Consider the following 24,350-nt stretch of genomic DNA (forward strand, 5'->3'; position numbering starts at 1 on the left):
GCCGGCGGATGACCGCCGGCTTTTCGGCGCAGCGCGGAACATGGTTAATGAAGCTCTCGACCCTCGCAGACGGCCTCGGCGAACGCCCCGGCAGCGACGATCCTGAGATCGCGGGCCTCTCGGCCGATTCGCGCAAGGTCGGGGAGGGCTTCCTTTTCGCGGCGCTGGCAGGATCGAAGACGGACGGCGCGCGCTTCCTCGCCGATGCCGCGGCGCGCGGCGCGGCCGCCGTTCTCGCCGGCGAGGGCGCGGCCATCGAGACGCCGCTGCCGGTCGTGCGCGCGGCCGATCCGCGCCGGGCGCTGGCGCTGATGGCGGCGCGTTTCTTCGGTCGCCAGCCGGAGCATGTCGTCGCCGTCACCGGCACCGCCGGCAAGACCTCGATCGCCACCTTCACCCGCCAGATCTGGGCGGCGAGCGGCCTCGCCGCCGCCTCGATCGGCACCACCGGCGTCGTCGCGCCCGGCCGCGACACCTACGGCTCGCTGACGACGCCCGATCCGGTGGAACTCGCCCGGCTGATGGCGGAGCTCGCCGGCGAAGGCGTGACCCATGCGGCGATGGAGGCCTCCAGCCACGGCATCGACCAGCGCCGGCTCGACGGCGTGACGCTGTCGGCGGCCGGCTTCAGCAATCTCGGCCACGACCATCTCGACTATCATCCCGACCTCGAGGCCTATTTCGCCGCCAAGATGCGGCTGTTCACGACGCTGCTGCCGAAGGGTGCGCCGGCGGTCATCAATGCCGACGACGCCTGGTCGGGCCGGGCGATCGAGGTGGCGACCGCGGTCGGCGCGCGGGTCCTGACCGTCGGGCGGGGCGGCTCGCTCCTGACGCTGAAGCGCCTCGAGCACGAGCGGAACCGGCAGATCGGCGAGATCGAGGCGGACGGGCGCATCCACCGCATCGTCCTGCCGCTCGCCGGCGGCTTCCAGATGGCGAACGCGCTGGTCGCCGCGGGCCTCGCCATCGCCACAGGCATTTCGGCCGAGGCCGCGCTGGCGGCGCTGGAGACGCTGAAGGGCGCCTCCGGCCGGCTGGAGCTTGCCGGCACCACCGCATCCGGCGCGCCGGTCTTCGTCGACTATGCGCACAAGCCCGAAGCGCTGGAGAACGTGCTCGCCTCGGTCCGGCCGTTCACCACCGGCCGGGTGGTCGCCGTCATCGGCTGCGGCGGCGACCGCGACAAGTCCAAGCGTCCGATGATGGGCGAGATCGCGACGCGTCTCGCCGATGTCGTCATCGTCACCGACGACAATCCGCGCACCGAAGATCCGGCGACGATCCGCGCCGAGATCATGGCGGCCGCGCCCGGCGCCCGCGAGATCGGCGACCGGCGCGAGGCCATCCGCGCCGCCGTGGCGGAGGCAGGGGCCGGCGACACCGTCGTCGTCGCCGGCAAGGGCCACGAGGTCGGCCAGACCATCGGCACCGAGACCCATCACTTTAGCGACCACGAGGAAGTGCGCGCGGCGATCTCGGAGGGCGTCCGATGAGCGAGATGCTCTGGGAGACCTCCGTCCTGGCGCAGGCCATGCAGGCGCGGCCGATCGGCGTGCCGCCGTCCGGCGTCACCGGCATTTCCATCGATACCCGCACGATCCAGCCGGGAGACGCCTTCTTCGCCATCAAGGGCGAGCGCTTCGACGGCCACGAGTTCCTGACCGCCGCGACCAAGGCGGGCGCGGCCCTGCATGTGGTTGCCGAGCACAAGCTGCCGGCGCTCGGGCGCGTGCAGTCGCCCATGCTGGTGGTCGACGACGTGCTGAAGGCGCTGGCCCGTCTCTCCGAGGCGGCGCGGGCGCGCTCGAAGGCGAAGATCGTCGCGGTGACCGGGAGCGTCGGCAAGACCACCACCAAGGAGGCGCTGCGTCACGGGCTCTCGGCCGTGGGGACCGTGCATGCGAGCGCCGCCTCGTTCAACAATCACTGGGGCGTGCCGCTGAGCCTCGCCCGGCTGCCGGCGGAGACGCGCTACGCCATCTTCGAGATCGGCATGAACCATCCGGACGAGATCCGGCCGCTGGTCAAGCTGGTGCGACCGCATGTGGCGATCATCACGCTGATCGCGCCGGCCCATCTCGGCCATTTCCGCGACCTCGACGAGATCGCCGAGGCGAAGGCGGAGATCTTCGAGGGCGTCGTCGCCGACGGCACCGCACTGCTCAACCTCGACGACCCGCAATTCGGTCCGCTCGCGGAGTATGCCCGGAAAGCCGGCATTGCCGACATCGCCACCTTCGGCGAGGCGGCGGGGGCCGATTTCCGGCTGTTGTCCTTCGACCCGCATCCCGGTGGCGCGACGATCGAGGCCTCGATCGCGGGCGAGCCGATCCGCTTCGCGCTGGCCTCGCCGGGCCGCCACCTGGCGCAGAACGCTCTCGCGGTCCTCGGCGCGGCGCAGCGCATCGGCGCGGACGTGCGGGCGGTCGCGAAGGCCCTCGCCGGCTGGCGCGCCGTGCAGGGACGTGGCGCCCGCCATGTGCTGCAGCTCGCCGGCGGCGGCACGATCCAGCTGATCGACGAAAGCTACAACGCCAATCCCGCCTCGATGCGCGCCGCGCTCGACGTGCTGGCCTCCGCCGAGACCGGCCGCGGCGGCCGCCGCATCGCCGTCCTCGGCGACATGCTGGAACTCGGCCGCCATGCGCCGGAGCTCCATGCGGGCCTCGCCGAGCCGATCGTGCGGGCCGGGATCGAGAAGGTGTTCCTGGCCGGCGAGGAGATGAAGGCGCTGGACGACGTCCTCGCCTCACAAATTTCCTGCGAGTGGCACGAGAACAATGGCGAACTGCTCGCAGCCCTGCTGAAGACCATCAGGGCCGGCGACGTCGTCATGATGAAGGCCTCGAAGAGCATCGGCTTTGCCGGGCTGATCGAAAAAGTGCTGTCCACATTGGAGCCGCAGACCCGTAAGGCGGCCGCGTCGGACATGACGGACACCGACGCTTCGGGAGCAGCCTGATGATCGCCTATCTCGGCAATTTCGCCGACATCCATCCCATCTTCAACGTTTTCCGGTACATCACCTTCCGGACCGGCGCGGCGATGATCACCGGCTTTATCGTCGTGTTCCTGTTCGGCCCGGCGATCATCTCGGCGCTGCGCATCCGCCAGGGCAAGGGGCAGCCGATCCGCGCCGACGGCCCGCAGACGCATTTCAAGAAGGCCGGCACGCCGACCATGGGCGGGCTGATGATCCTCTCGGGCGTGCTGGTCGCGGCGCTGCTGTGGGCGGACCTCGCGAATGTCTATGTCTGGACGGTGCTTCTGGTGACCGTCGGCTTCGGCGGGATCGGCTTCTACGACGACTACCTGAAGGTGACGAAGCAGAGCCACAAGGGCTATTCCGGCAAGGCGCGCCTGGCGCTCGAATTCGCCATTGCGGGGCTCGCCGCGGCGATCATCGTGCATGCCGGCAAGGGCTCCTTCGCGACCTCGCTCGCCTTTCCCTTCGTGAAGGAACTGCTGCTCGACCTCGGCTGGTTCTACATCGTCTTCGGCGCCTTCGTGGTCGTCGGCGCCGGCAATGCGGTGAACCTCACCGACGGTCTCGACGGGCTGGCGATCGTGCCGATCATGATCGCGGCGGCCGCCTTCGGGCTGATCGCCTACATCGCCGGCAATGTGAACTTCTCGAACTACCTGCAGATCCACTACGTGGTCGGCACCGGCGAACTCGCGCCGCTGTGCGGCGCGCTGATCGGCGCCGGCCTCGGCTTCCTCTGGTTCAATGCGCCGCCGGCGGCGATCTTCATGGGCGACACCGGCTCTCTTGCCTTGGGTGGCATGACCGGCACGATCGCCGTCGCCACCAAGCACGAGATCGTGCTCGCCATCATCGGCGGCCTGTTCGTGATCGAGGCGCTCTCGGTGATCATCCAGGTCGGCTCGTTCAAGCTGACCGGCAAGCGGGTGTTCCTGATGGCGCCGATCCACCACCATTTCGAAAAGCTCGGCTGGACGGAGAGCCAGGTCGTGGTCCGCTTCTGGATCATCGCCTTCATTCTCGCCTTCGTCGGGCTGTCCACGCTGAAGCTGAGATAGGCCTTTCCCGATGATCCCGGCGCGCTCCTTTTCCGGCCAGTCCGTCGCCCTGTTCGGTCTCGGAGGATCCGGGCTGGCGACGGCGAAGGCGCTGGTCGCCGGCGGGGCGGCGGTCCTCGCCTGTGACGACAATCCGGCAAGCGTCGCCGCGGCGGACGCGGCCGGCATCCCGACCGGCGACCTGAAGACTGCGGACTGGTCGGGCTTTTCCGCGCTGATCCTCTCGCCCGGCGTGCCGCTGACCCATCCGAAGCCGCATTGGAGCGTCGACCTCGCGCGGCTCGCCGGCATCCCGGTGATCGGGGACATCGAGCTGTTCAGCCGTGAGCGGCGGCACGAGGCGTCGCACGCCCCGTTCTGCGCGATCACCGGCACCAACGGCAAGTCGACGACGACGGCGCTGATCGCGCATTGCCTGAAGACGGCCGGGCGCGACACCCAGCTCGGCGGCAATATCGGCGTCGCGGTGATGACGCTCGATCCGATTGCGCCGAAGCGCCACTACGTCGTGGAGTGCTCCTCCTACCAGATCGACCTCGCGCCCTCGATCGAGCCGACCGTCGGGCTCCTCCTCAACCTGACGCCGGACCATCTCGATCGGCACGGGACGATGAGCAACTACGCCGCGATCAAGGCGCGGCTCGTCGCGGGCTCCGAGGTGGCGGTGGTCGGCATCGACGACGAACCCTGCCGCCAGATCGCCGACGAACTGCAGTCCGACGGCAGGCAGGTGATCCGGATCTCGCAGGCGAGGGCGGTCGAGGGCGGCGTCGGCTTCGACGGCAAGGCGATCCGCCGGGACATCGCCGGTGCGGCGCCGGCGGCGTTCGACCTTTCCGACATCGGCTCGCTGCGCGGCCGGCACAACGGCCAGAACGCGGCGGCGGCCGTCGCGGCGCTGACCGTGCTCGGGCTGTCCGACGCCGAGATCCGTGCGGGTCTGCAGAGCTTTCCCGGCCTCGTCCACCGGATGGAGGAGGTCGGCCGGCGCGGTCCTGTCCTCTTCGTCAACGATTCCAAGGCGACCAATGCGGAGGCCGCGGCGCCGGCGCTGTCGGCCTTCCAGCGCATCTACTGGATCGCCGGCGGCCTGCCGAAGGAGGGCGGGATCACCTCGCTCGCGCCGTATTTTCCGCGCATCGCCAAGGCGTATCTGATCGGCGAGGCTGCGCCCGCCTTCGCCGTCACTCTTGGTGAACGAATTCCTTACGAAATCTCTGGCACACTCGCGGTTGCCATAGACCATGCGGCGGCCGACGCCGAGGCAGCCGGGGAGGAGGCGGTCGTCCTCCTCTCTCCGGCTTGTGCGAGTTTCGACCAGTTTCGCAATTTCGAGGTCAGGGGCGACGCCTTCCGCGAGGCGGTGCGCGCGCTGCCCGGCCTCCAACCGATCCGCAGGACGTAAGTGATGAACAGCCGGGCCAAGAACAGCGTGATCAGCGACTGGTGGTGGGGCATCGACAAGTGGCTGCTCGCAGCCTTCCTGACCCTGCTCGTCGGCGGCCTCGTCCTCTCCTTCGCGGCGAGTCCGCCGGTCGCCGAGCGGATCGGGCTCGAACCGTTCCACTTCGTCAAGCGCCATGCCGCCTTCCTCGTCCCGTCCGCAGTGGTGATGTTCGGCTGTTCGCTGCTCACCCCGAAGCAGGTGCGCCGCGTCTCGCTCGCCGGGCTCGGCCTTGCGCTGGTCCTGATGGTGGCGGCGCTGTTCTTCGGCACGGAGATCAAGGGCGCAAGGCGCTGGGTCGATTTCGGGCCGCTCGACATCCAGCCCTCCGAATTCATGAAGCCGTTCTTCGTGGTGATCTGCGCCTGGCTGTTCTCCGAGAAGGCCCGTCGGCCGGAAATCCCCGGCAACCTCTTCGCGCTGATCCTCCTGCTCGTCGTCGTCGCGCTGCTCGTCGCCCAGCCGGATCTCGGGCAGACCATCCTGACGACGGCCGTCTGGGGCGCGCTGTTCTTCATGGCGGGGATGCCATGGCTGTGGATCGTGGTCCTCGGCGCCTTCGGCGTCGCCGGCATCTCCGGCGCCTATTTCGTCTTCCCGCATGTCGCCAGCCGCATCAACCGCTTCTGGACCGGCGAGGGCGACACCTACCAGACCGACACGGCGCGCGAGGCGATCATGCATGGCGGCTGGCTCGGCCAGGGGCCGGGCGAGGGGACGGTGAAGCGCATGCTGCCCGACAGCCACACCGACTTCGCCTTCGCCGTTCTCGCCGAGGAATACGGCATCATCGCCTGCATCATCCTCGCGTCGATCTTCGCCTTCATCGTCCTGCGCGGGCTTTCGGTGGCGCTCGAGCAGCGGGACGTCTCGACCCGGCTGTCGATCTGCGGCCTGGTCTTCCTGTTCGGCCTGCAGTCGATCATCAACATGGCGGTGAACCTGCAGCTGATGCCGGCCAAGGGCATGACGCTGCCGTTCATCTCCTATGGCGGCTCGTCGATGCTGGCGGTCGCCATGGCCGCCGGCTTCGTCCTGGCGCTCACCCGAAAGCGGCCGGAGAACCGCTCCTACACCGATCATCTCGTCCAGCGCACGGCGGTGCTGCACGGAGTGTGAAGCGGTGGCCGCGGGCGAGCCCGGTGACAGCTTCCCCGAGCCCGAGCCCGAGCCCGAGCCCGAGCCCGCGGCACCGGCTCGCAAGACGGAGGGAGAGCGCGAGCAGATCAAGCTGCAGGCGGCCTATGTCAACGGCATCGCGATCGGCGTATTTCTCGTCGGCGGCCTGTCGATCCCGACCTCGCTGATCTTCAATCCGCATGCGGGCAGCGCTGCCGCTGCGATCGTGGCGGGCCTTTGCTTCGTCTTCAGCCCTGCCTTACATTGGGTTGCGAGACGGTTCCTGAGAGAGCTCGACAGATGAACACGTTCGAGATTTTGATGCTGGCATTGGTGACGCCCGTAAGTGCTCTGCTCATCGCGCTCTGGGTCAGTCATGAGTCCCGCAAGATCACCGAGCAGGCCCATGCGCGGGCTCGTGCGCAGCAGATGAAGCATCGCTGACGGCACCTCGCAGTCACCAGAACCGACGCCGACGCGGTGTCGACGCCCGGGGAGATCAGGGTGCGCCGAGGTCGGACGCGGCCCGCAGGATGCGTCGCGGCCGATCCGCCGGAGCCAACCCGGTAGCCGCTGTCCGGCATCGCCGTTTCGTTTCGCCGCCTATCTTGGGAGCCCATGACCACGATTCTCCTCGCTGCCGGCGGCACCGGCGGGCATCTCTTTCCGGCCGAAGCGCTGGCGCATGAACTCCTTGCGCGCGGCTTCTCGGTCGAACTCGTCACCGACGAGCGGGCGGGCCGCTTTGCCGAGCGCTTTCCGGTGCCGGCGGTGCATCACGTGCGTTCGGCGACCTTCGGCTCGAAGAACCCGGTCGCCATGGCGTCCTCGCTGTGGACGCTGTGGCGCGGGTTCCGCGAGGCCGGCGCGCTGGTGCGCAAGTTGCGGCCGGCGGTGGTCGTCGGCTTCGGCGGCTATCCGACCGTGCCGCCGCTGATGGCGGCGATCCGCGCCGGGCGCCCGACGCTGATCCACGAGCAGAACGCGGTGATGGGCCGCGCCAACAAGTTCCTGGCGAGGCGCGTCGACAGGATCGCCGCCGGCATCCCGCAGGACGGTGCGGATCCCGCCTTTGCCGGCAAGATCACCGTCACCGGCAATCCGGTTCGCCCGCCGGTGCTGGAGGCCGCGAAGACGCCCTATGCGGCGCCGCAGCCGGATGGCCCGTTCCGGCTCGTCGTCTTCGGTGGCAGCCAGGGCGCGCAGTTCTTCTCGGACGCCATCCCGCAGGCGATCGACCGCCTGCCGGGGGATCTGCGCCGCCGGCTCGTCGTCACCCAGCAGGCCCGGACCGACGACGAAGCGCGGGTCCGCGCCTTCTATGCCGAGCGCGGCATCGAAGCCGATGTCGCACCCTTCTTCGCCGATATGGCGGGCCGCATCGGCGCGGCGCATCTCGTCGTCAGCCGCTCCGGCGCCTCGACGGTCTCCGAGATCGCGGTGATCGGGCGCCCGGCGATCCTGGTGCCTTACCCCTACGCCCTCGACCACGACCAGGCGGCGAACGCGGCGCGGCTGGAGGCGGCCGGCGGCTGCGTCGTCGCACGGCAGTCGGACCTCTCGCCCGAGCGGCTGGCGGGGCTGATCGCCGACATCGCCGCCGATCCCGCGAAGGCCGAGGCGATGGCCACCGCCGCGCGCTCGACCGGCATCGCCAATGCCGCCGCCTTGCTTGCCGATCTGGTTGCGTCTATGCCCCGGGCCGACGAAACCGCCTGATTTTGCATGTCTACGAGGAGGGTGCGGCCATGAAGATGCCGCCGAACATCGGACCGGTCCACTTCATCGGGATCGGCGGCATCGGGATGAGCGGCATCGCCGAGGTGCTGGTCAATCTCGGCTACAAGGTGCAGGGGTCCGACCAGTCGGAAAACGCCAACGTCCAGCGGTTGCGCGAGAAGGGCGTCGGCATCTCCATCGGCCATGCGGCGGAAAATCTCGGGTCTGCCGAAGTCGTGGTCGTCTCGACCGCGATCCGGCGTTCCAATCCCGAACTCGTCGCCGCCCGCGAGCGGCTGCTGCCGATCGTGCGCCGGGCCGAGATGCTGGCCGAACTCATGCGCTTCCGCCAGGCGATCGCCGTCGGCGGCACGCATGGCAAGACCACGACGACGTCCATGGTCGCGTCACTGCTCGACGCCGGCGGCTTCGACCCGACCGTCGTCAACGGCGGCATCATCAACGCTTACGGAACCAACGCCCGTATGGGCAAGGGCGACTGGATGGTGGTCGAGGCCGACGAGAGCGACGGCACCTTCCTGAAGCTGCCCGCCGACGTCGCGATCGTCACCAACATCGATCCCGAGCACCTCGACCATTACGGCACCTTCGAAAAGGTCCAGGACGCCTTCCTGACCTTCGTCGAGAACGTTCCCTTCTACGGCTTCGCCGTGATGTGCCTCGACCATCCCGTGGTCCAGACGGTGGTCTCGAAGATCGAGGACCGCCGGGTGATCACCTATGGCGAGACGATCCAGGCGGACGCCCGCTTCACCGACGTCACCTTCGAGCCCGGCAAGTCGCGCTTCAACGTCACCATCCGCGACCGCGTCTCCGGTGCGACCGAGACGATCGACGGTCTCGAACTGCCGATGCCGGGGCGCCACAACGTCTCCAACGCCACCGCCGCAATCGCCGTCGCCCATCGCCTCGGCATCTCGGCCGACGACATCCGCAAGGGGCTCGCCGGCTTCGGCGGCGTCAAGCGGCGCTTCACCCTGACCGGGGTCGCCGACGGCGTCGCGGTCTATGACGACTACGGCCACCACCCGGTCGAGATCCGCGCCGTGCTCTCCGCGGCGCGCTCCTCGGCGACGGGCCGTGTCGTCGCCGTCGTCCAGCCGCATCGCTACACGCGCCTCCAGGCGCTGTTCCCGGACTTCGCCGCCTGCTTCAACGACGCCGACACGGTCATCGTCGCGCCGGTCTATGCGGCGGGCGAAGACCCGATCGAGTTCGTGAACTCCGAGATGCTGGTCGAGCGGCTGAAGCTCGGCGGCCATCGCGACGCAAGGCTGATCGACGGGCCGGAGGAACTGGCGCCGCTGATCCGGCGCATCGCCGAGCCGGGCGACATGGTCGTCTGCCTCGGCGCCGGCTCGATCACGCAATGGGCCTATGCCCTGCCGAAGCAGCTGAAAGCGCTCGCCGCCGAGAGCGGATCCTGATGGTTGACGGCGCGGCGCTGCTGAAGCGGCTGGGCGACCGGCTGGCCGGTATCCGGGGCCGGCTGACGCCGGACGCCGGCATGGACAAGATCACCTGGTTCCGCGTCGGCGGCCCGGCCGAACTCCTGTTCCAGCCGGCCGACGAGGAAGACCTTTCGGCATTCCTGCGGGCTCTTCCCGAGGAAATTCCGGTCCTGCCGGTCGGCATCGGCTCCAACCTCCTGGTGCGCGACGGCGGCATCGAAGGCGTCGTGATCCGCCTGTCGGCCAGGGGCTTCGGCTTCGTCGAACAGGTTGGGGACATGGCCTTGCGGGCGGGCGCCGCGATCCCCGACAAGCGCCTTGCGGCGGCGGCGCTGGAGGCCGGCATCGGCGGCTTCCATTTCTACCACGGCATCCCGGGCGGGCTCGGCGGGGCGCTGCGGATGAATGCCGGCGCCAACGGCGTCGAGACGCGCGAGCGCGTCGTCGAGGTGCGGGCGCTGGACCGCCGCGGCGAGCTGCACGTCCTCACCAATGCCGACATGGGCTACAGCTACCGCCATTCCTCGGCGCCGGACGGCCTGATCTTCACCTCCGCCGTCTTCGACGGCGTGCGTGCCGAGCGCGCCGACATCCAGGCGGCGATGGATGCCGTCCAGCATCACCGCGAGACCGTCCAGCCGGTGCGCGAGAAGACCGGCGGCTCGACCTTCAAGAACCCCGAGGGTAGCTCGGCCTGGAAGGAAATCGACAAGGCCGGCTGCCGCGGCTTCAGGATCGGCGGCGCCGAGATGTCGACGATGCACTGCAACTTCATGATCAATACGGGCGATGCCACCGGCTTCGACCTCGAGAGCCTCGGCGAGACCGTGCGGGCCCGCGTCTTCGAGACGTCGGGCATCCTCCTCGACTGGGAGATCAAGCGGCTCGGCCAGTTCGCCGAGGGACGCGCCGTGGAGCCCTTCGCGCCGCACTGAGCCGTGCCGGGCAGGGCGCGGCGGACGCCGTCTCGCCTGCCGCCGGCGCGTTCGGGCCGCCGGGGATCACGGATGGGCCGCCGCATGCTCTTCGCGCGCCGCCGTCCACACCTCGCGTGCGGCATCCGCGTTCAGGGCGGCGATGGCGAGGCCGACGATCAGGTCCGGCCATGCCGACCGCCAGAGGAACGCCGTGACGAGCCCCGCCGCGATGATGGCGATGTTCGCCAGCACGTCGTTTCGCGCCGAGAGAAAGGCCGCACGCGTCAGGCTGCCGCCGTGGGTCCGGTAGCGTGCCAGCATGTAGGCGCAGGCGAAATTGACGATGCCGGCCCCGGCGCCGGTCAGGATCAGCAGGCCCGGATCGGGCGCCACCGGCACGTTGAACTTTTCCCAGGCCGTCCAGAGCGTGGCCGCGGCCGGGAAGAGAAGGATGGCCGCCAGCGCCATGCCGACCCGCGCCCGGTGCTTGAGGCTCCAGCCGAGCGCGGCGAAGATCAAGAGGTTGACCGAGGCGTCTTCGAGGAAGTCGACGCTGTCGGCGAAGAGCGACACCGACCCGATCGCCAGGGCGACGGCGAATTCCACACCGAAATAGCCGAGGTTCAGGAGTGCGACGAGACGCACGATGCGGCGCAGAGCTGCGTCGGTCGTTGGGATTGGATCTGATGACATCTCTTTCCGTACCACATTCGGATTATCGCGTAGCCTAACATAACCCCCCACCCTATAATGGTGGGAAGGAGACGCCATGCATACCATCAAGGAGAAGGCCCGGCTCATCGCCCGCGTGCGCCGCATCAAGGGGCAGGCGGAGGCCTTGGAACGCGCTCTGGAGGCGGAGATCGGCTGTGGCGACGTGCTGATGCTCGTGGCCTCGATGCGCGGCGCGGTGAATGGGCTGACCGCCGAGGTCATGGAAGATCATATCCGTCACCACATCGTCGATCCCGACAAGGAAGATTCGCCGCAGGCGACGGGTGCGGCGGAACTGATCGACGTTCTGCGAACCTACATCAAGTAGAAAGACCAGCCTTGGCTTCCATCACCGATATGCTGCAGCAGGGTTCCACGAATCTCTGGCTGTTCGTGCCGAGCGCCATCGTTCTCGGCGCGTTGCACGGCATGGAGCCCGGACATTCCAAGACGATGATGGCGGCCTTCATCATCGCGGTGCGCGGAACGGTGACGCAGGCGGTGCTCCTCGGCCTGTCGGCGACGCTGTCGCATACGGCCGTCGTCTGGCTGGTCGCGCTCGGGGGCCAGTATCTCGGCCGCAACTGGGGCGGTGAAACCACCGAGCCCTATTTCCAGCTGGCGTCCGCCGTGCTGATCGTCGGCATCGCGGCCTGGATGCTCTCGCGGACGTGGCGCGAGCAGCACGAGGAGCACGACCACCACCACGGGGACGAGGTGCACCACGTCGCGACCGGCCACGGCACGGTCGCCCTCGAGATCTTCGAGGACGGCGTGCCGCCGCGCTTCCGCATCCGCTTCGAGACCGGCCGTGCTCATGCCGCTCGCGACGTGACGATCGAGACGGTGAGACCGGACGGGGCATGCCGGGTCTTTGCGATGCAGGACCATGGCGACTTCCTGGAAAGCGTCGACGAGATCCCCGAACCGCACGCCTTCACCGCCCGGCTGCGCTTTGCCGGGAGCGGCGACGATCAGGTCTTCTCCCTGGAATTCGCCGAGCACGACCACAGCCACATGAACCTCGGCGACGAGGACGACGCCCATGCGCGCGCGCATGCCGCCGACATCCGGCGCCGGTTCGCCGGACGATCCGTGACCACGGCGCAGATCGTCCTGTTCGGCCTCACCGGCGGCCTCATCCCCTGTCCGGCCGCGATCACCGTCCTCCTGCTGTGCATCCAGCTGAAGCAGTTGTCGCTCGGCTTCCTGCTGGTGTTGTGCTTCAGCATCGGCCTCGCCATCACCATGGTGTCGGCCGGGGTGCTGGCCGCGCTCAGCATCCGCCACGTCGAAAAGCGCTGGTCGGGCTTTTCGGAATTCGCCCGGCGGGCACCCTATGTCTCCGCCGTGCTGATCTTCTGCGTCGGTCTCTACATGGCGGGAACCGCCGTCCAGGCACTGCCGCCCGGCGCGTTGTAGGGGCAGGAGACGATGCTGACCGTCCTGGCCTATGCCGGCGCGGCCATCGCCGAGATCGCCGGATGCTTTTCGTTCTTCGCCTGGCTGCGCCTCGGCAGGTCGGCGCTCTGGCTCGCGCCGGGCATGGTCTCTCTGGCGCTCTTCGCCTGGCTGCTGACGCTGGTGGACAGCGACGCGGCCGGACGGACCTATGCGGCCTACGGCGGCATCTACATCACCGCGTCCATCCTCTGGCTCTGGCTGGTCGAAGAGCAGCGACCCGACCGATGGGACATCGCAGGCGCGATCCTCTGCATCGCCGGAGCGGCCGTCGTTCTGGTCGGCCACCGCTCCTGACGCCGATGGGAGGCGAGGAGCGCCGAGCCCTTTCATAGAGGAACGCGGTGCCGCGCTCCTCCGGACCGGAGTGGCAGAAGCGCCACGGCGGTTCGGCTTTTGCCCGCCCGTTCATCTTCCTGCCGGCACCCTTTCGAATTTCTTGCTTTGGCCACAGTCGGTTAACCTCTGTTTAACCATCGGCCTGCGATGAATGACGAAACCCTCTCTTGCGGACGGGAACGGGCAGAGATGGCCAAGCATGTAGCGGTACTGATGGGCGGATTTTCCTCGGAGCGGCCGGTGAGCCTGGCTTCGGGCAACGCCTGCGCCGACGCTCTGGAGGCGGCCGGCTACCGGGTGACGCGGATGGACGTGGCGCGCGACATCGCCTCGGTCCTGAAGGATCTGGCGCCGGACGTCGCGTTCAACGCCCTGCACGGGCCCTATGGCGAGGACGGCACGATCCAGGGCGTCCTCGAATATCTGCAGATTCCCTACACCCATTCCGGCGTGCTCGCCTCGGCGCTGGCCATGGACAAGGAACGCGCCAAGATCGTCGCCAAGGCAGCCGGCATCGCCGTCGCCGAGGCGAAGGTGATGCACCGGCTGGACGCGGCCGTCGCCCATGTCATGCCGCCCCCATACGTCGTGAAGCCGGTGCGCGAGGGCTCGTCCTTCGGCGTCCTGATCGTGCGCGAGGACCAGTCGAAGCCGCCGCAGCAGCTCTACAGCGCCGACTGGCCCTATGGCGACATCGTCATGGTCGAGCGCTTCGTGGCCGGCCGCGAGCTGACCTGCGCGGTGATGGGCGATGTCGCGCTGGAGGTCTGCGAGATCATTCCGGAGGGACATTCCTTCTACGACTACGACTCGAAATACGCCCCCGGCGGTTCGCGGCACGTCGTTCCGGCCGGCATCCCGAAGCAGGTCTCGCGCCGCATTCAGGAATGGTCGCTCGCCGCGCACAAGGCGGTCGGCTGCCGCGGCGTGTCGCGCTCCGACTTTCGCTATGACGACCGTTTCGGCGAGGGCGGCGAGCTGATCTGGCTGGAGATCAACACCCAGCCCGGCATGACGCCGACCTCGCTCGTCCCCGACATCGCGGCGCAGGCCGGCCACTCCTTCCCCGAACTCTTGACCTGGATGGTGGAGGACGCGTCATGCAGCCGCTAATGCGCACCGCCTCGATGGCCGGTCCGAGCTACGCCATGCGCGCCGCGCCTTCCACGCCGCGGGGTCCGGCGGCGCCGGCGCCGACGCCGGGCCCGCTGGTGCTCGGCACGCTGCGGCTGTGGCGGCGCCTGTCGACCGGCGTCTCCTATGTCGCGGACCTGCCGCTGCCGCGCTTCGGCACGCTGGCGGCGATCGTCATCGGATCCGCGGTCGTCTTCGGCATCGCCCGCGGCAACCACACCGACGCGGTGCTGGACGCCATCGGCGCGCCGCTCGGCTTCTCGATCGATAACATCGATGTCGAGGGCAACAGCGAGACCTCGGAGATCGACGTTCTCCAGGCGCTCTGGGCGACCGGCGCGCACACGCTCCTGTCGCTGGACGCCTCGCAGGCGCGCCAGGCGATCGAGGCGATGCCCTGGGTCGATCGCGCCTCGGTCGCGAAGATCCTGCCCGACCGGGTGAAGATCACCCTGTCCGAGCACCACCCCTACGCGATCTGGCAGAACGGCGACGACTTCACCGTCGTCAACCGCGAAGGCAAGACGATCGTACCCTATACGCCCGGCCGTTTCGGCAATCTGCCGGTGGTCGTCGGCGTCGGCGCGGCGGACCACGCCGCCGAACTGATCGACGACATGGAAGCGGTCCCCGAGCTTCGCGCAAGGGTCAAGGCTTACATCAGGGTGGGTAACCGTCGCTGGGACCTGCAGCTGGAAAACGGCGTGATGATCCGGCTGCCCGAGGACAAACCGATAGAGGCGTTGGCAGAGGTCGATCGGATGGATCGGGAGAACGGATTGCTCTCGCGCGAAATCGTCGCCGTCGACATGCGGATCCAGGACCGGATGGTCATCAAGCTGACCCCGGACGCCCTGCAGCGCCGCAACGCTCGCCTCAAGGAGCGCGAGAAGCTTTTGAAGCGTGACCGGAAGGACAACCCGGTATGAGTCTGTTTTTCCGCGACAAGTCCGAACTGCCCCGCATGCGGGCGCTGCCGCGGCGCCGCTCCCGCGTCATCTCGGTCCTCGATGTCGGCTCGGAGAAGATCTCCTGCCTGATCGCGCGCCTGCGGCCGCGCCTGTCGAGCGAGATGCTGCCCGACCGCACCCATACGATCGAGGTGGTCGGCGTCGGCCATCACCGCTCGCGCGGCATCAAGTCGGGCGTCGTCGTCGATCTGGAGGCCGCCGAACAGGCGATCCGCCACTGCGTCGACGCGGCCGAGCGCATGGCCGGGCTCAGCGTCGAGTCGCTGATCGTGTCGGTCACCGCCGGGCGGCTGAAGAGCGTGCGCGGCTCCGCCGAGATCGAGGTGAACGGCGAGGTGTCGGCCTCCGACGTCTCGCGCGTCAACGCCGATGCGGCGCGGCTGTCGCTCGACGAGGGCCGGATCGCCCTCCACTCGATCGACTGCGACCTGGCGCTCGACGGCGAGGCCGGCCTGGAAAACGTCGTCGGCATGACCGGCGAGCGGCTGCGGGCCGACATGCACGTCCTGTCCGCGGAACAGACGCCGCTGCGCAATCTCGAGGCTGCGATCAACCGCGCCCATCTCGTCGTCGAGGCCTTCGTCGCGACGCCCTATGCCAGCGCGCTCTCGACCATGGTCGAGGACGAGGCGCAGATGGGCTCCGCCTGCATCGACATGGGCTCCGGCTCGACGACGATCGCGATCTTCCAGAACGGCCGCTTCGTCTATGCCGACTCGGTCGCCATGGGCGGCAGCCACATCACCATGGACCTGGCTCGCGGCCTGTCCATCCGGCCGGCCGACGCCGAGCGCCTCAAGGTCATGCACGGCTGCACGCTGAACGAGCTGATGGACGACGGTGAGCCGTTGCAGGTGACGCCGCTCGGCGACGACACCGGCGACCAGCCGATCATCGTCGCCCGCTCGCTGGTCGCCAAGATCATCCGGCCGCGGGTCGAGGAGACGCTGGAACTGGTCCGCGACCGGCTGGTGGCTTCCGGGCTCGGCCCGGTCATCGGCAAGCGCGTAGTCCTCACCGGCGGCGCCAGCCAGCTCGCCGGCCTGCCGGATACCGCTCGCGCCATCCTGCAGCGCAACGTCCGCCTGGGGCGGCCGCTGGGCGTGGCCGGGCTGAACCCGTCCAACAAGGGACCGGGCTTCGCGACCTCCGTCGGGCTGCTGATCTACCCGCAGGTCGCGCACCGCGAATACGTGGCCGACCGGTCGTTCGCGGCGCTGGCGATGACCGGCACGATGGGAGGCCGGTTCGGATCCTGGCTCCGCACGAGCCTTTGACGAGATGTGCGGCCAGTTCGACGGCCGGCCGCAGAACGAGAACGGTGCGCGCCGCGCGCCTAGGACAAGACCAATCGGCCGCGCGGCGAGACGGCCCGATCAGAAATTCGGAAGAGGAATGAAGGCATGAGCATCACTCTCAAGAAGCCGGACATCACCGAGCTGAAGCCCCGCATCACCGTCTTCGGTGTCGGCGGCGGTGGCTGCAACGCGGTCAACAACATGATCAATGCCGGGCTCGAGGGGGTCGAGTTCGTGATCGCCAACACGGACGCGCAGGCGCTTCGTTCCTCGCGCGCCGAGCGCATCATCCAGATGGGCGTGGCGGTGACCGAGGGCCTCGGCGCCGGCTCGCAGCCGGAAGTCGGCCGCGCCGCGGCGGAAGAGTCGATCGACGAGATCTGCGATCACCTGCTCGGCTCGCACATGTGCTTCGTCACTGCCGGCATGGGCGGCGGCACCGGCACCGGCGCGGCACCGGTCGTCGCCCGCGCGGCCCGGGAAAAGGGCATCCTGACGGTCGGCGTCGTCACCAAGCCGTTCCACTTCGAAGGCCAGCGGCGGATGCGCATTGCCGACCAGGGCATCGAGGCGCTGCAGAAGAACGTCGACACGCTGATCGTCATTCCGAACCAGAACCTCTTCCGCATCGCCAACGACAAGACCACCTTCGCCGACGCCTTCGGCATGGCCGACCAGGTGCTCTATTCCGGCGTCGCCTGCATCACCGACCTGATGGTCAAGGAAGGCCTGATCAACCTCGACTTCGCCGACGTCCGCTCGGTGATGCGCGAGATGGGCAAGGCGATGATGGGCACCGGCGAGGCTTCGGGCGAGGGCCGCGCGATGGCCGCGGCGGAGGCGGCGATCGCCAACCCGCTGCTCGACGAGACCTCGATGAAGGGCGCCCGCGGCCTGCTGATCTCGATCACCGGCGGCCGTGACCTCACCCTGTTCGAAGTCGACGAGGCGGCGACACGCATCCGCGAGGAGGTCGACCACGACGCCAACATCATCCTCGGCGCGACCTTCGACGAGAACCTGGAAGGCGTGATCCGCGTGTCGGTCGTCGCCACCGGCATCGACAAGGTCGAGCAGGAGATGGCGGCCCCGACGCGCCAGACGATGGCCGCGCCGGCTCCCACGCCGCGTCAGATGCCCGCCATGGCGGCTGCCCCGCAGGCCATGCCGCAGCCGGCGCCGGCCCCGCAGCCGGCCCCGACCTTCGCCGAGGTCGAGGACGACGTCGCCGCCGAGATCGAGGACGACTTCAGCGCCGCGCTGGAAGCCGAGATCTCGCAGGTCGGTGCCGCTCCGGCGCAGGCCCGTCGCCCGGCCGCTTCGGCCCAGCCGGCTGCTGCGGCTGCCACGCCGCGCATGCCGCGGGTCGAGGACTTCCCGCCGATGGTGCGCGCCGAGATCGAGACCCGCGCCGCTTCGCTGGAGCAGCAGGGCGACGAGCGGGGCCCGATGGGGCTGCTGCGGCGGCTGACCACCGGTCTGTCGCGCCGCGAGGAGGAGGAGCACCAGGCCGCCGCCGAGGCGCGTCCGGCCGGCGAGGCGCGCCGCCCCGCAGAGGCCAGCCCCTATGCCCCGCGCCGCGTCTCGGCGGAATCGGCAGCCCGTCCGGTCTCGCAGGTGCGCCCGGCCGGCGAGGACGATCAGCTGGAGATTCCGGCCTTCCTCCGCCGCCAAGCCAACTGACATCACAACTGTTGCGGTTGTACAACGCGGCCCGGCAAGCGATTGCCGGGCCGCTCTCGTTCCAACTATCTGAAAACATTAACCATTTGGGGTCATAATCGGGCTTCGCTTTAACAACGGGTAACGAAGCGTGATTTGGTCGAGACAGGGTGCCGGTCTACGACGTGACATGAGCAAGCGAGGAGCTTCCGGCGCTGCGGTCTGTGGGGGGTCGCACTGCGAAGGCCGGACGGTTCTTCGGTTTCGAGGGGTTCCATCCGTCGAGCGGACGTCACGCGTCTGGCACCACGCGGCGGGAAAGGTTGTCGATACGTGTTGATGTTCCAGCAGACGATCGGTTCGCGGATCGACTTCGCCGGTGTCGGTGTGCACGGCGGTCTCCCCGTCAAGCTTGCCCTGATCCCGGCGGAGGTCAACACCGGCGTCGTCTTCCATCTGGTCGACAAGCGCGGCATGCTGCACGAGATCAAGGCCGTCTCCGCCAATACGGCGCTGATGGACCTTTCGACTGTCGTCGGCGATCCCCGCGGCGCGCATGTCGCCACGATCGAGCATCTGATGGCCGCCCTCTACGCGATGGGCGTCGACAACGTCGTGGTCCGGATCGATGCGCACGAGACGCCGATCATGGACGGCTGCGCGGAAACCTACATCAAGGCGATCGAGGCGGCGGGCATTGTCAGCCAGCCGGCCAAGCGGCGCTATCTGCGCGTCCTGAAGCCGGTCTCGGTAGAGATGAACGGCATGCGCGCCGAGTATCGCCCGCACAACGGAACGCGCTTCGAGATCGAGATCGACTTCGCCAATCCGGCGATCGGTCGGCAGGTCTACGAGGCCGACCTCACCGCGGAGCGCTTCGCCCGCGATCTCTCCCGCGCCCGCACCTTCGGCTTCATGGCCGATGTCGAGCGGCTGTGGGCGGCTGGCTATGCCCTCGGCTCGTCGCTGGAGAATTCGGTGGTGCTCGCCGAGGACGGCCGCGTGATCAATCCGGACGGGCTGCGCTATGCCGACGAGTTCGTCCGCCACAAGACGCTGGACGCGGTCGGCGACCAGGCGCTCGCCGGTGTCCGGGTGCTCGGCTGCTACCGCTCCTATCGCGGCGGCCACAAGCTCAACGCGCTGGCGCTGCAGGCGCTCCTGGCCGATCGGCGGGCCTATGAGATCGTCGAGATGCCGTCGCGCCGGGTCGACCCGGTCCGGCATGCGCCGCTGGTCGCGGTCGCCGCGCCGGCCTATGGCCCGCAGGTGCTCTGAGCGCCGGCTGGGCCGCTGCGTCACAAAAAAGACGGCTTGATCCGGCTTCAGCGTTGTTCGCGCGAGAGCGTCGGCGTAAGAAGCCGGGCTCGGGGGAACGGCGCGAGGGGATGCAGACTCATATGAGCATCACGAAACAGAACGAAGCCGTCGGGCGCCGCGGACTGGCGCGCCTTGCTGTGGGCGTAGGCCTGGTGCTGGCCGGCGCCGGGCTGGCCGGCTGCCAGTCGAGCAAGTCCGACGTCGACGTCCTGGCGCTCGCCGCGCAGACCGATCCGCCGGACGTGCTCTACAATCAGGGCCTGGCCAACCTCGAGGGCGGCCGCCTCAGCGAGGCGGCGAAGAAGTTCGAGGCGATCGATCGCGAGCATCCCTATTCGGAATGGGCGCGCAAGGCGCTGGTGATGAACGCCTTCACCAGCTATCGCAGCGGCGACTACGATGGCGCGATCAACGCCGCCAAGCGCTATCTCAGCCTCTATCCCGGCACGTCGGAGGCGGCCTATGCGCAGTACATCATCGGCCTTTCCTATTATCGGCAGATTCCCGACATCACGCGCGACCAGACCAATGCGGCGCTGACCGCGGCGGCGATGCGCGAGGTGATCGACCGCTATCCGAATTCGGACTATGTCGAGGATGCCAAGACCAAGCTGCGGATCGCCCGCGACCAGCTCTCCGGCAAGGAGCTGCAGGTCGGCCGGTATTATCTGGAGCAGCGCGACTACATCGCCGCGATCAACCGCTTCAAGAACGTTGTCGACGTCTATCCGGAGACGCGCGAGGTCGAGGAGGCGCTGGCGCGCCTGACGGAGGCCTATTACGCGATGGGCCTGACGAACGAGGCGGAAGCCTCCGCTTCCGTGCTCGGGCAGAACTTCCCTGGCTCGCAGTGGTACAAGGATTCCTACGCGCTGCTGCAGTCGAAGGGCCTCCACCCGCAGGCCGGCGCGTCGTCGTCCTGGTTCGGCGCGGCCGGCCGGAAGATCGCGAGCGCCATTACCGGCGCCTGAGGCCGGGCGCAAGGGGCGCGGCATGAGAGGGATCCGGCGCGCCTGACGCCGGTCTCTCCCGGGCAGGACGCAAATTCCTCGCGGCGCCGGTGCAGGACCGGCGTCGAGCGCCTATTTCGTGTGCGCTGTTGCCATTCCGGCGGAGCCTCGTTACCGACGATCCGGCCATGCTGGTCCATCTTTCGATCCGCGACATCGTGCTCATCGAACGCCTCGACCTCGCTCTGGGGGAGGGGCTTTCCGTGCTGACCGGCGAGACCGGCGCCGGCAAGTCGATCCTGCTCGACGCCCTGTCCCTCGCGCTCGGCGGGCGTGGCGACGGCGGCCTGGTGCGCCACGGCGCCCGGCAGGGCGAGATCAGCGCCGTCTTTGACCTCGCGAGCGACCACAAGGTCCGCCGGATCCTCTCGGAGAACGGCTTCGACGACGACGGCGACGTCGTCCTGCGGCGCATCCAGAGCGCCGACGGGCGCACCCGCGTCTTCATCAACGACCGACCCTCCAGCGTCGCACTGATGCGACAGGTCGGGCTGGAACTGGTCGAGATCCACGGCCAGCACGACGACCGCGCGCTGGTCGACCCGGCGGCGCATCGCGAACTGCTCGACCAGTACGGCGCCCTGCAGCCCGAGACGGCGGCCGTCGCGGCCGCCTTCGCCGCCTGGCGCGGCGCAAGGGACGCGCTCGCCAAGCACCGCGCCAAGGTCGAGGCCGCGGCGCGGGAGGCGGATTTCCTGAGGAGCGCCGTCGAGGAACTCTCCGACCTTGCGCCGGTCGCCGGCGAGGAGGAGGAGCTCGCCGAGCGGCGCCAGGTGATGATGCGCTCGGAAAAGATCGCCACCGACGTCAACGACGCGCATGAGGAACTGTCCGGCACCGCCTCGCCGATCCCGCCGCTCGCGGGGCTTCTGAAGCGCCTCGACCGCAAGCGCGACGAGCTGCCCGGCCTGCTCGACGAGGCGATCGAGCGGCTCGACACGGCGCTCGATGCGCTGTCCGACGCGCAGATGAGCCTGTCGAACGCGCTGCGCTCGCTGGAATTCGATCCGCGTGCGCTGGAGGAGACCGAGGAGCGGCTGTTCGCGCTGCGCGCCGCCGGCCGCAAGTTCAACGTCGCGGTCGACGACCTGCCGGAGCTGGCGGCGAAGATGATCGGCGACCTCGCCGAACTCGACGCCGGCGAGGAACGGCTCGGCCAGCTGGAGCGCGAGGTCGCGGAAAAGCGCGGGCAGTTCGACCGGCTGGCGGCCGACCTGTCTCAGAAGCGGCAGACGACGGCCCGGCTGCTGGAGGCGGCGGTGATGGCGGAGCTGCCGGACCTGAAGCTCGAGCGCGCCGCCTTCATCGTCGAGATGGCGAGCGATCCGGCCGCGGCCTCGGCCGCCGGCATCGACGAGGTCGAGTTCCATGTGCGCACCAATCCCGGCACCCGCGCCGGTCCGATGATGAAGGTCGCCTCGGGCGGCGAGCTGTCGCGCTTTCTGCTGGCGCTGAAGGTGGCGCTGGCGGACCGCGGCTCGGCGCCGACGCTGGTCTTCGACGAGATCGACACCGGCGTCGGCGGGGCGGTGGCGGACGCGATCGGCCGGCGCCTGGCGCGGCTCGCCGGCACCGTGCAGGTGCTGGCGGTCACCCACGCGCCGCAGGTCGCCGCGCGGGCGGCGAGCCATCTCCTGATTTCCAAGGCGAGCACCGGCGGCGCCGAGGAGGAGCGGGTCGCGACGCGGGTGGCCCTGATCGGCGACGACGGACGGCGCGAGGAGATCGCCCGCATGCTGGCCGGCGAGAGCGTCACCGACGAGGCGCGGGCCGCGGCGGCCCGGCTGATCGGCGCGGACGGGCGTTAGGCCTGCTTCGCCGGATCCGCGCTTGCCGGACGCGTTGCCGCGACCAGATCGCCGAGTGACAGCCTGGCGGCGCGATCGGGGCCGCGGCTGCTTCGATGGGGGGAGGGGACGGGCATGCCGAGCGACAAGACGATCCTGATTGCCGGCGCCGGCCCCGTCGGCCTTGCCGCCGCCGTGGAACTCGCCCGGCGCGGCATACGTGTCCGCATCGTCGACGCCGAGGCCGGGCCGACGCCGGACAACCAGTCGCGCGCGCTCGCCGTGCTGCCGACGACGCTGGCGATCCTGGAGGCGTCCGGTGTCGCGGAGCGGCTGATGGCGGAGGGGGGCCGGATCCTCGGCGCCGAGTTCTGGCGCGACGGCCGCAAGCTCTTCGCCGTGTCCCTCGAAAGCGCCCGCACGCCGACGCCCTTCATCCTGTCGCTGCCGCAGGCGCGCACCGAGCGCATCCTGATCGACTGGCTCGGCGAGCATGGCGTCGCGGTGGAATGGAACGTCTCCGTCACCGATATCGGCGAGACGCACCGGCCGACGGCCACGCTGTCGACCGGCGAGACCGTGTCGGCGGACGCGATCCTCGGCTGCGACGGCGTGCACTCGCGCGTGCGCGAGGCGATCGGCATCCCCTGGAAGGGCGAGGGCTATCCCGGCGACTTCTCGCTCGCCGACGTCAAGTTCTCGACCCCGATCGATCCCCATCATGCGCAGATCACCATGAAGGCCGCCGGCGGCGGCGCGGCGCTCCTGCCCTTCGGCGAGCACGAGGCGCGGCTGATCGGCACAACCGCGACGCCCGCGACCCTGCTGGAAGGGCTGGCCGGAATTTCCGAAGTGGTCTGGACCTCGCGCTTCCACGTCGCGTTCCGCCGCGCCGAGCGCATGGCGAAGGGCCGGGTGTTCCTGGCGGGCGACGCGGCGCATGTCCACTCGCCGGTCGGCGGCCGCGGCATGAACCTCGGCATCTGGGACGCGGCGACCTTCGCCTTCCTCTACGCGCAGGGCCGCGAGACGGAATACGAGACCAAGCGCCTGCCGGTAGTCGACGCCGTCCTGAAGGCGACGCGGGAGATGACCGACCTCGTCAGCCATCCGCCGGCGCTGGCGAAGATGCTGCTGCCGCTCGGCATGCCGCTTGCCGGCCGGCTGCCCTTCCTGCGCCGGCCCCTCGCCGAGCGCGTCCTCGCCCTTGACCTGCCGCAGCCGGAATGGCTGTGATCACCGCGGCTTGCGCCCCATCAGAGCATGATAGTCGCGGCCGCCATAGACGACGTCGATGATTTCGACATGATCGTCCGCCAGGCGATAGAGAATCGCTGCGGATCGTTCGAACGCTATCAGCCGGATGCCCTCGCCGAGCTCGGGCCGCAATACACCGCCCTGCGGCGCGTCGCCGATCTTCCGGCAGCGACGTTCGATGCGGTCGATGAAGCCGAGCGCAATCTCGGCGGAGCCGGAGGCCTCGGCGACATAGCGCGCGACTTCGGTCAGTGATGCGATGGCCGACTCCGTCAGCCGGACCGGACGTCTTCTCAAGTTTCGCCGCTGCGGCTGACGAGATCGCGGCGAATTCGCGCGAAGGCCTCGTCGGACGGCACAGACGGTCGTGGGTCGTCGAGGGCGCGGCGCACTCTCGCCCTGATGCCTTCGAGGCGCCGCTCCCGATCCTGTTCGAAATATGCGGTAAGGGCCTGTTCGACCAACTCGTCCGCCGTGGCGACGTTGCCGGATTCGACCGCGACGGCGATTTCCCGCATCAGGTCGTCGGGGAGGGTGACGTGGAGAAGATCGGCCATATCGGACTGCAATCCCTGCGGACGTTGTCCTTGAAAATGCGGTAGATGCGGCTCTAGAGCAAGCTTGCGGCGAACCGCCCGAAAGGGCGTGGCACGGCCGCGCCCTCAGGATGACGGGAGGG

24 protein-coding genes are annotated in these 24,350 nt (G+C 69.1%); 21 read left to right on the forward strand and 3 right to left on the reverse strand.

Translation table 11 applies throughout. The annotated features are described in order from the left end of the window. The first annotated feature begins 47 nt into the window (after window positions 1-47). The 10 genes from AB5S17_RS00240 to murB all read left to right on the forward strand — a co-directional run bounded on the left by AB5S17_RS00240 (window position 48) and on the right by murB (window position 10,736). Window positions 48-1,496: a UDP-N-acetylmuramoyl-L-alanyl-D-glutamate--2,6-diaminopimelate ligase gene (locus AB5S17_RS00240; RefSeq protein WP_369234931.1), complete on the forward strand. Its 1,449-nt coding sequence runs from the start codon at window positions 48-50 to the stop codon at window positions 1,494-1,496. Next, window positions 1,493-2,965 carry a UDP-N-acetylmuramoylalanyl-D-glutamyl-2,6-diaminopimelate--D-alanyl-D-alanine ligase gene (locus AB5S17_RS00245; RefSeq protein WP_369234933.1) on the forward strand — a complete coding sequence of 491 codons (1,473 nt, stop codon included), beginning with the start codon at window positions 1,493-1,495 and terminating at the stop codon, window positions 2,963-2,965. The genes AB5S17_RS00240 and AB5S17_RS00245 overlap by 4 nt, the downstream gene beginning before the upstream one ends. Continuing rightward, window positions 2,965-4,047, forward strand: a complete 1,083-nt coding sequence (gene mraY / locus AB5S17_RS00250; protein ID WP_369234935.1) for a phospho-N-acetylmuramoyl-pentapeptide-transferase — start codon at window positions 2,965-2,967, stop codon at window positions 4,045-4,047. The genes AB5S17_RS00245 and mraY overlap by 1 nt, the downstream gene beginning before the upstream one ends. Before the next feature lie 10 nt (window positions 4,048-4,057). Next, window positions 4,058-5,452 (forward strand): UDP-N-acetylmuramoyl-L-alanine--D-glutamate ligase, encoded by a 1,395-nt coding sequence (gene murD / locus AB5S17_RS00255; RefSeq protein ID WP_369234936.1) that lies wholly within the window; start codon window positions 4,058-4,060, stop codon window positions 5,450-5,452. 3 nt (window positions 5,453-5,455) lie between these two features. Then, entirely contained in the window at window positions 5,456-6,610 is a 1,155-nt protein-coding gene (gene ftsW, locus AB5S17_RS00260) for a putative lipid II flippase FtsW (protein WP_369234938.1), read from the forward strand. 4 nt (window positions 6,611-6,614) lie between these two features. Further along, on the forward strand, window positions 6,615-6,914 hold the full coding sequence (locus tag AB5S17_RS00265) for an amino acid transporter protein (protein WP_369234940.1): 300 nt from the start codon (window positions 6,615-6,617) through the stop codon (window positions 6,912-6,914). Beyond that, complete coding sequence (locus AB5S17_RS00270) at window positions 6,911-7,054, forward strand: hypothetical protein (RefSeq protein WP_369234942.1); 144 nt, start codon at window positions 6,911-6,913, stop codon at window positions 7,052-7,054. Before AB5S17_RS00265 ends, AB5S17_RS00270 begins: the two co-directional genes overlap by 4 nt. A gap of 174 nt (window positions 7,055-7,228) precedes the next feature. Beyond that, on the forward strand, window positions 7,229-8,329 hold the full coding sequence (gene murG, locus AB5S17_RS00275) for an undecaprenyldiphospho-muramoylpentapeptide beta-N-acetylglucosaminyltransferase (protein WP_369234944.1): 1,101 nt from the start codon (window positions 7,229-7,231) through the stop codon (window positions 8,327-8,329). Between the two features lie 29 nt (window positions 8,330-8,358). Continuing rightward, on the forward strand, window positions 8,359-9,777 hold the full coding sequence (murC, locus tag AB5S17_RS00280; RefSeq protein ID WP_369234946.1) for a UDP-N-acetylmuramate--L-alanine ligase: 1,419 nt from the start codon (window positions 8,359-8,361) through the stop codon (window positions 9,775-9,777). Then, window positions 9,774-10,736 carry a UDP-N-acetylmuramate dehydrogenase gene (gene murB / locus AB5S17_RS00285; RefSeq protein ID WP_369236088.1) on the forward strand — a complete coding sequence of 321 codons (963 nt, stop codon included), beginning with the start codon at window positions 9,774-9,776 and terminating at the stop codon, window positions 10,734-10,736. Before murC ends, murB begins: the two co-directional genes overlap by 4 nt. Window positions 10,737-10,802: 66 nt before the next feature. Here murB and AB5S17_RS00290 read toward each other — a convergent pair whose 3' ends face one another. Next, window positions 10,803-11,411, reverse strand: a complete 609-nt coding sequence (locus AB5S17_RS00290) for a cation transporter (protein ID WP_369234948.1) — start codon at window positions 11,409-11,411, stop codon at window positions 10,803-10,805. Between the two features lie 76 nt (window positions 11,412-11,487). Between AB5S17_RS00290 and AB5S17_RS00295 the strand changes: the two genes are divergently transcribed. The 11 genes from AB5S17_RS00295 to AB5S17_RS00345 all read left to right on the forward strand — a co-directional run bounded on the left by AB5S17_RS00295 (window position 11,488) and on the right by AB5S17_RS00345 (window position 23,650). Beyond that, a complete protein-coding gene (locus tag AB5S17_RS00295; RefSeq protein ID WP_369234950.1) occupies window positions 11,488-11,760 on the forward strand; it encodes a metal/formaldehyde-sensitive transcriptional repressor in 273 nt (90 codons plus the stop codon). 11 nt (window positions 11,761-11,771) lie between these two features. After that, window positions 11,772-12,854: a nickel/cobalt efflux transporter gene (locus tag AB5S17_RS00300; RefSeq protein ID WP_369234952.1), complete on the forward strand. Its 1,083-nt coding sequence runs from the start codon at window positions 11,772-11,774 to the stop codon at window positions 12,852-12,854. Window positions 12,855-12,866: 12 nt separating this feature from the next. Continuing rightward, window positions 12,867-13,190, forward strand: a complete 324-nt coding sequence (locus tag AB5S17_RS00305) for a YnfA family protein (RefSeq protein ID WP_369234954.1) — start codon at window positions 12,867-12,869, stop codon at window positions 13,188-13,190. Window positions 13,191-13,421: 231 nt separating this feature from the next. Next, on the forward strand, window positions 13,422-14,345 hold the full coding sequence (locus AB5S17_RS00310) for a D-alanine--D-alanine ligase (protein ID WP_369234956.1): 924 nt from the start codon (window positions 13,422-13,424) through the stop codon (window positions 14,343-14,345). Then, window positions 14,333-15,295, forward strand: a complete 963-nt coding sequence (locus AB5S17_RS00315; protein WP_369234958.1) for a cell division protein FtsQ/DivIB — start codon at window positions 14,333-14,335, stop codon at window positions 15,293-15,295. Before AB5S17_RS00310 ends, AB5S17_RS00315 begins: the two co-directional genes overlap by 13 nt. After that, window positions 15,292-16,614 carry a cell division protein FtsA gene (ftsA, locus tag AB5S17_RS00320; protein ID WP_369234960.1) on the forward strand — a complete coding sequence of 441 codons (1,323 nt, stop codon included), beginning with the start codon at window positions 15,292-15,294 and terminating at the stop codon, window positions 16,612-16,614. Before AB5S17_RS00315 ends, ftsA begins: the two co-directional genes overlap by 4 nt. Window positions 16,615-16,740: 126 nt before the next feature. Next, window positions 16,741-18,318, forward strand: coding sequence for a cell division protein FtsZ (gene ftsZ / locus AB5S17_RS00325; RefSeq protein WP_369234962.1), 1,578 nt, complete (start codon window positions 16,741-16,743; stop codon window positions 18,316-18,318). Window positions 18,319-18,636: 318 nt separating this feature from the next. Continuing rightward, window positions 18,637-19,575, forward strand: a complete 939-nt coding sequence (gene lpxC / locus AB5S17_RS00330; RefSeq protein WP_369234964.1) for a UDP-3-O-acyl-N-acetylglucosamine deacetylase — start codon at window positions 18,637-18,639, stop codon at window positions 19,573-19,575. A gap of 122 nt (window positions 19,576-19,697) precedes the next feature. Then, the gene (locus tag AB5S17_RS00335; RefSeq protein WP_369234966.1) at window positions 19,698-20,588 is read left to right on the forward strand and encodes an outer membrane protein assembly factor BamD; all 891 of its coding nucleotides are present in this window, start codon (window positions 19,698-19,700) and stop codon (window positions 20,586-20,588) included. Between the two features lie 167 nt (window positions 20,589-20,755). Continuing rightward, window positions 20,756-22,435, forward strand: a complete 1,680-nt coding sequence (recN, locus tag AB5S17_RS00340) for a DNA repair protein RecN (protein WP_369234968.1) — start codon at window positions 20,756-20,758, stop codon at window positions 22,433-22,435. 114 nt (window positions 22,436-22,549) lie between these two features. Next, window positions 22,550-23,650, forward strand: a complete 1,101-nt coding sequence (locus AB5S17_RS00345; RefSeq protein WP_369234970.1) for an FAD-dependent oxidoreductase — start codon at window positions 22,550-22,552, stop codon at window positions 23,648-23,650. Here AB5S17_RS00345 and AB5S17_RS00350 read toward each other — a convergent pair whose 3' ends face one another. Together AB5S17_RS00350 and AB5S17_RS00355 are read right to left on the reverse strand one after the other, a co-directional pair. Then, a complete protein-coding gene (locus AB5S17_RS00350; protein ID WP_369234972.1) occupies window positions 23,651-23,968 on the reverse strand; it encodes a type II toxin-antitoxin system RelE/ParE family toxin in 318 nt (105 codons plus the stop codon). It abuts the gene before it with no gap. Next, a complete protein-coding gene (locus AB5S17_RS00355; protein ID WP_369234974.1) occupies window positions 23,965-24,228 on the reverse strand; it encodes a type II toxin-antitoxin system ParD family antitoxin in 264 nt (87 codons plus the stop codon). The genes AB5S17_RS00350 and AB5S17_RS00355 overlap by 4 nt, the downstream gene beginning before the upstream one ends. Between the last annotated feature and the right edge of the window lie 122 nt (window positions 24,229-24,350).

The organism is Jiella sp. M17.18, assembly GCF_041027365.1.
Lineage (GTDB): Bacteria > Pseudomonadota > Alphaproteobacteria > Rhizobiales > Rhizobiaceae > VKMB-3413.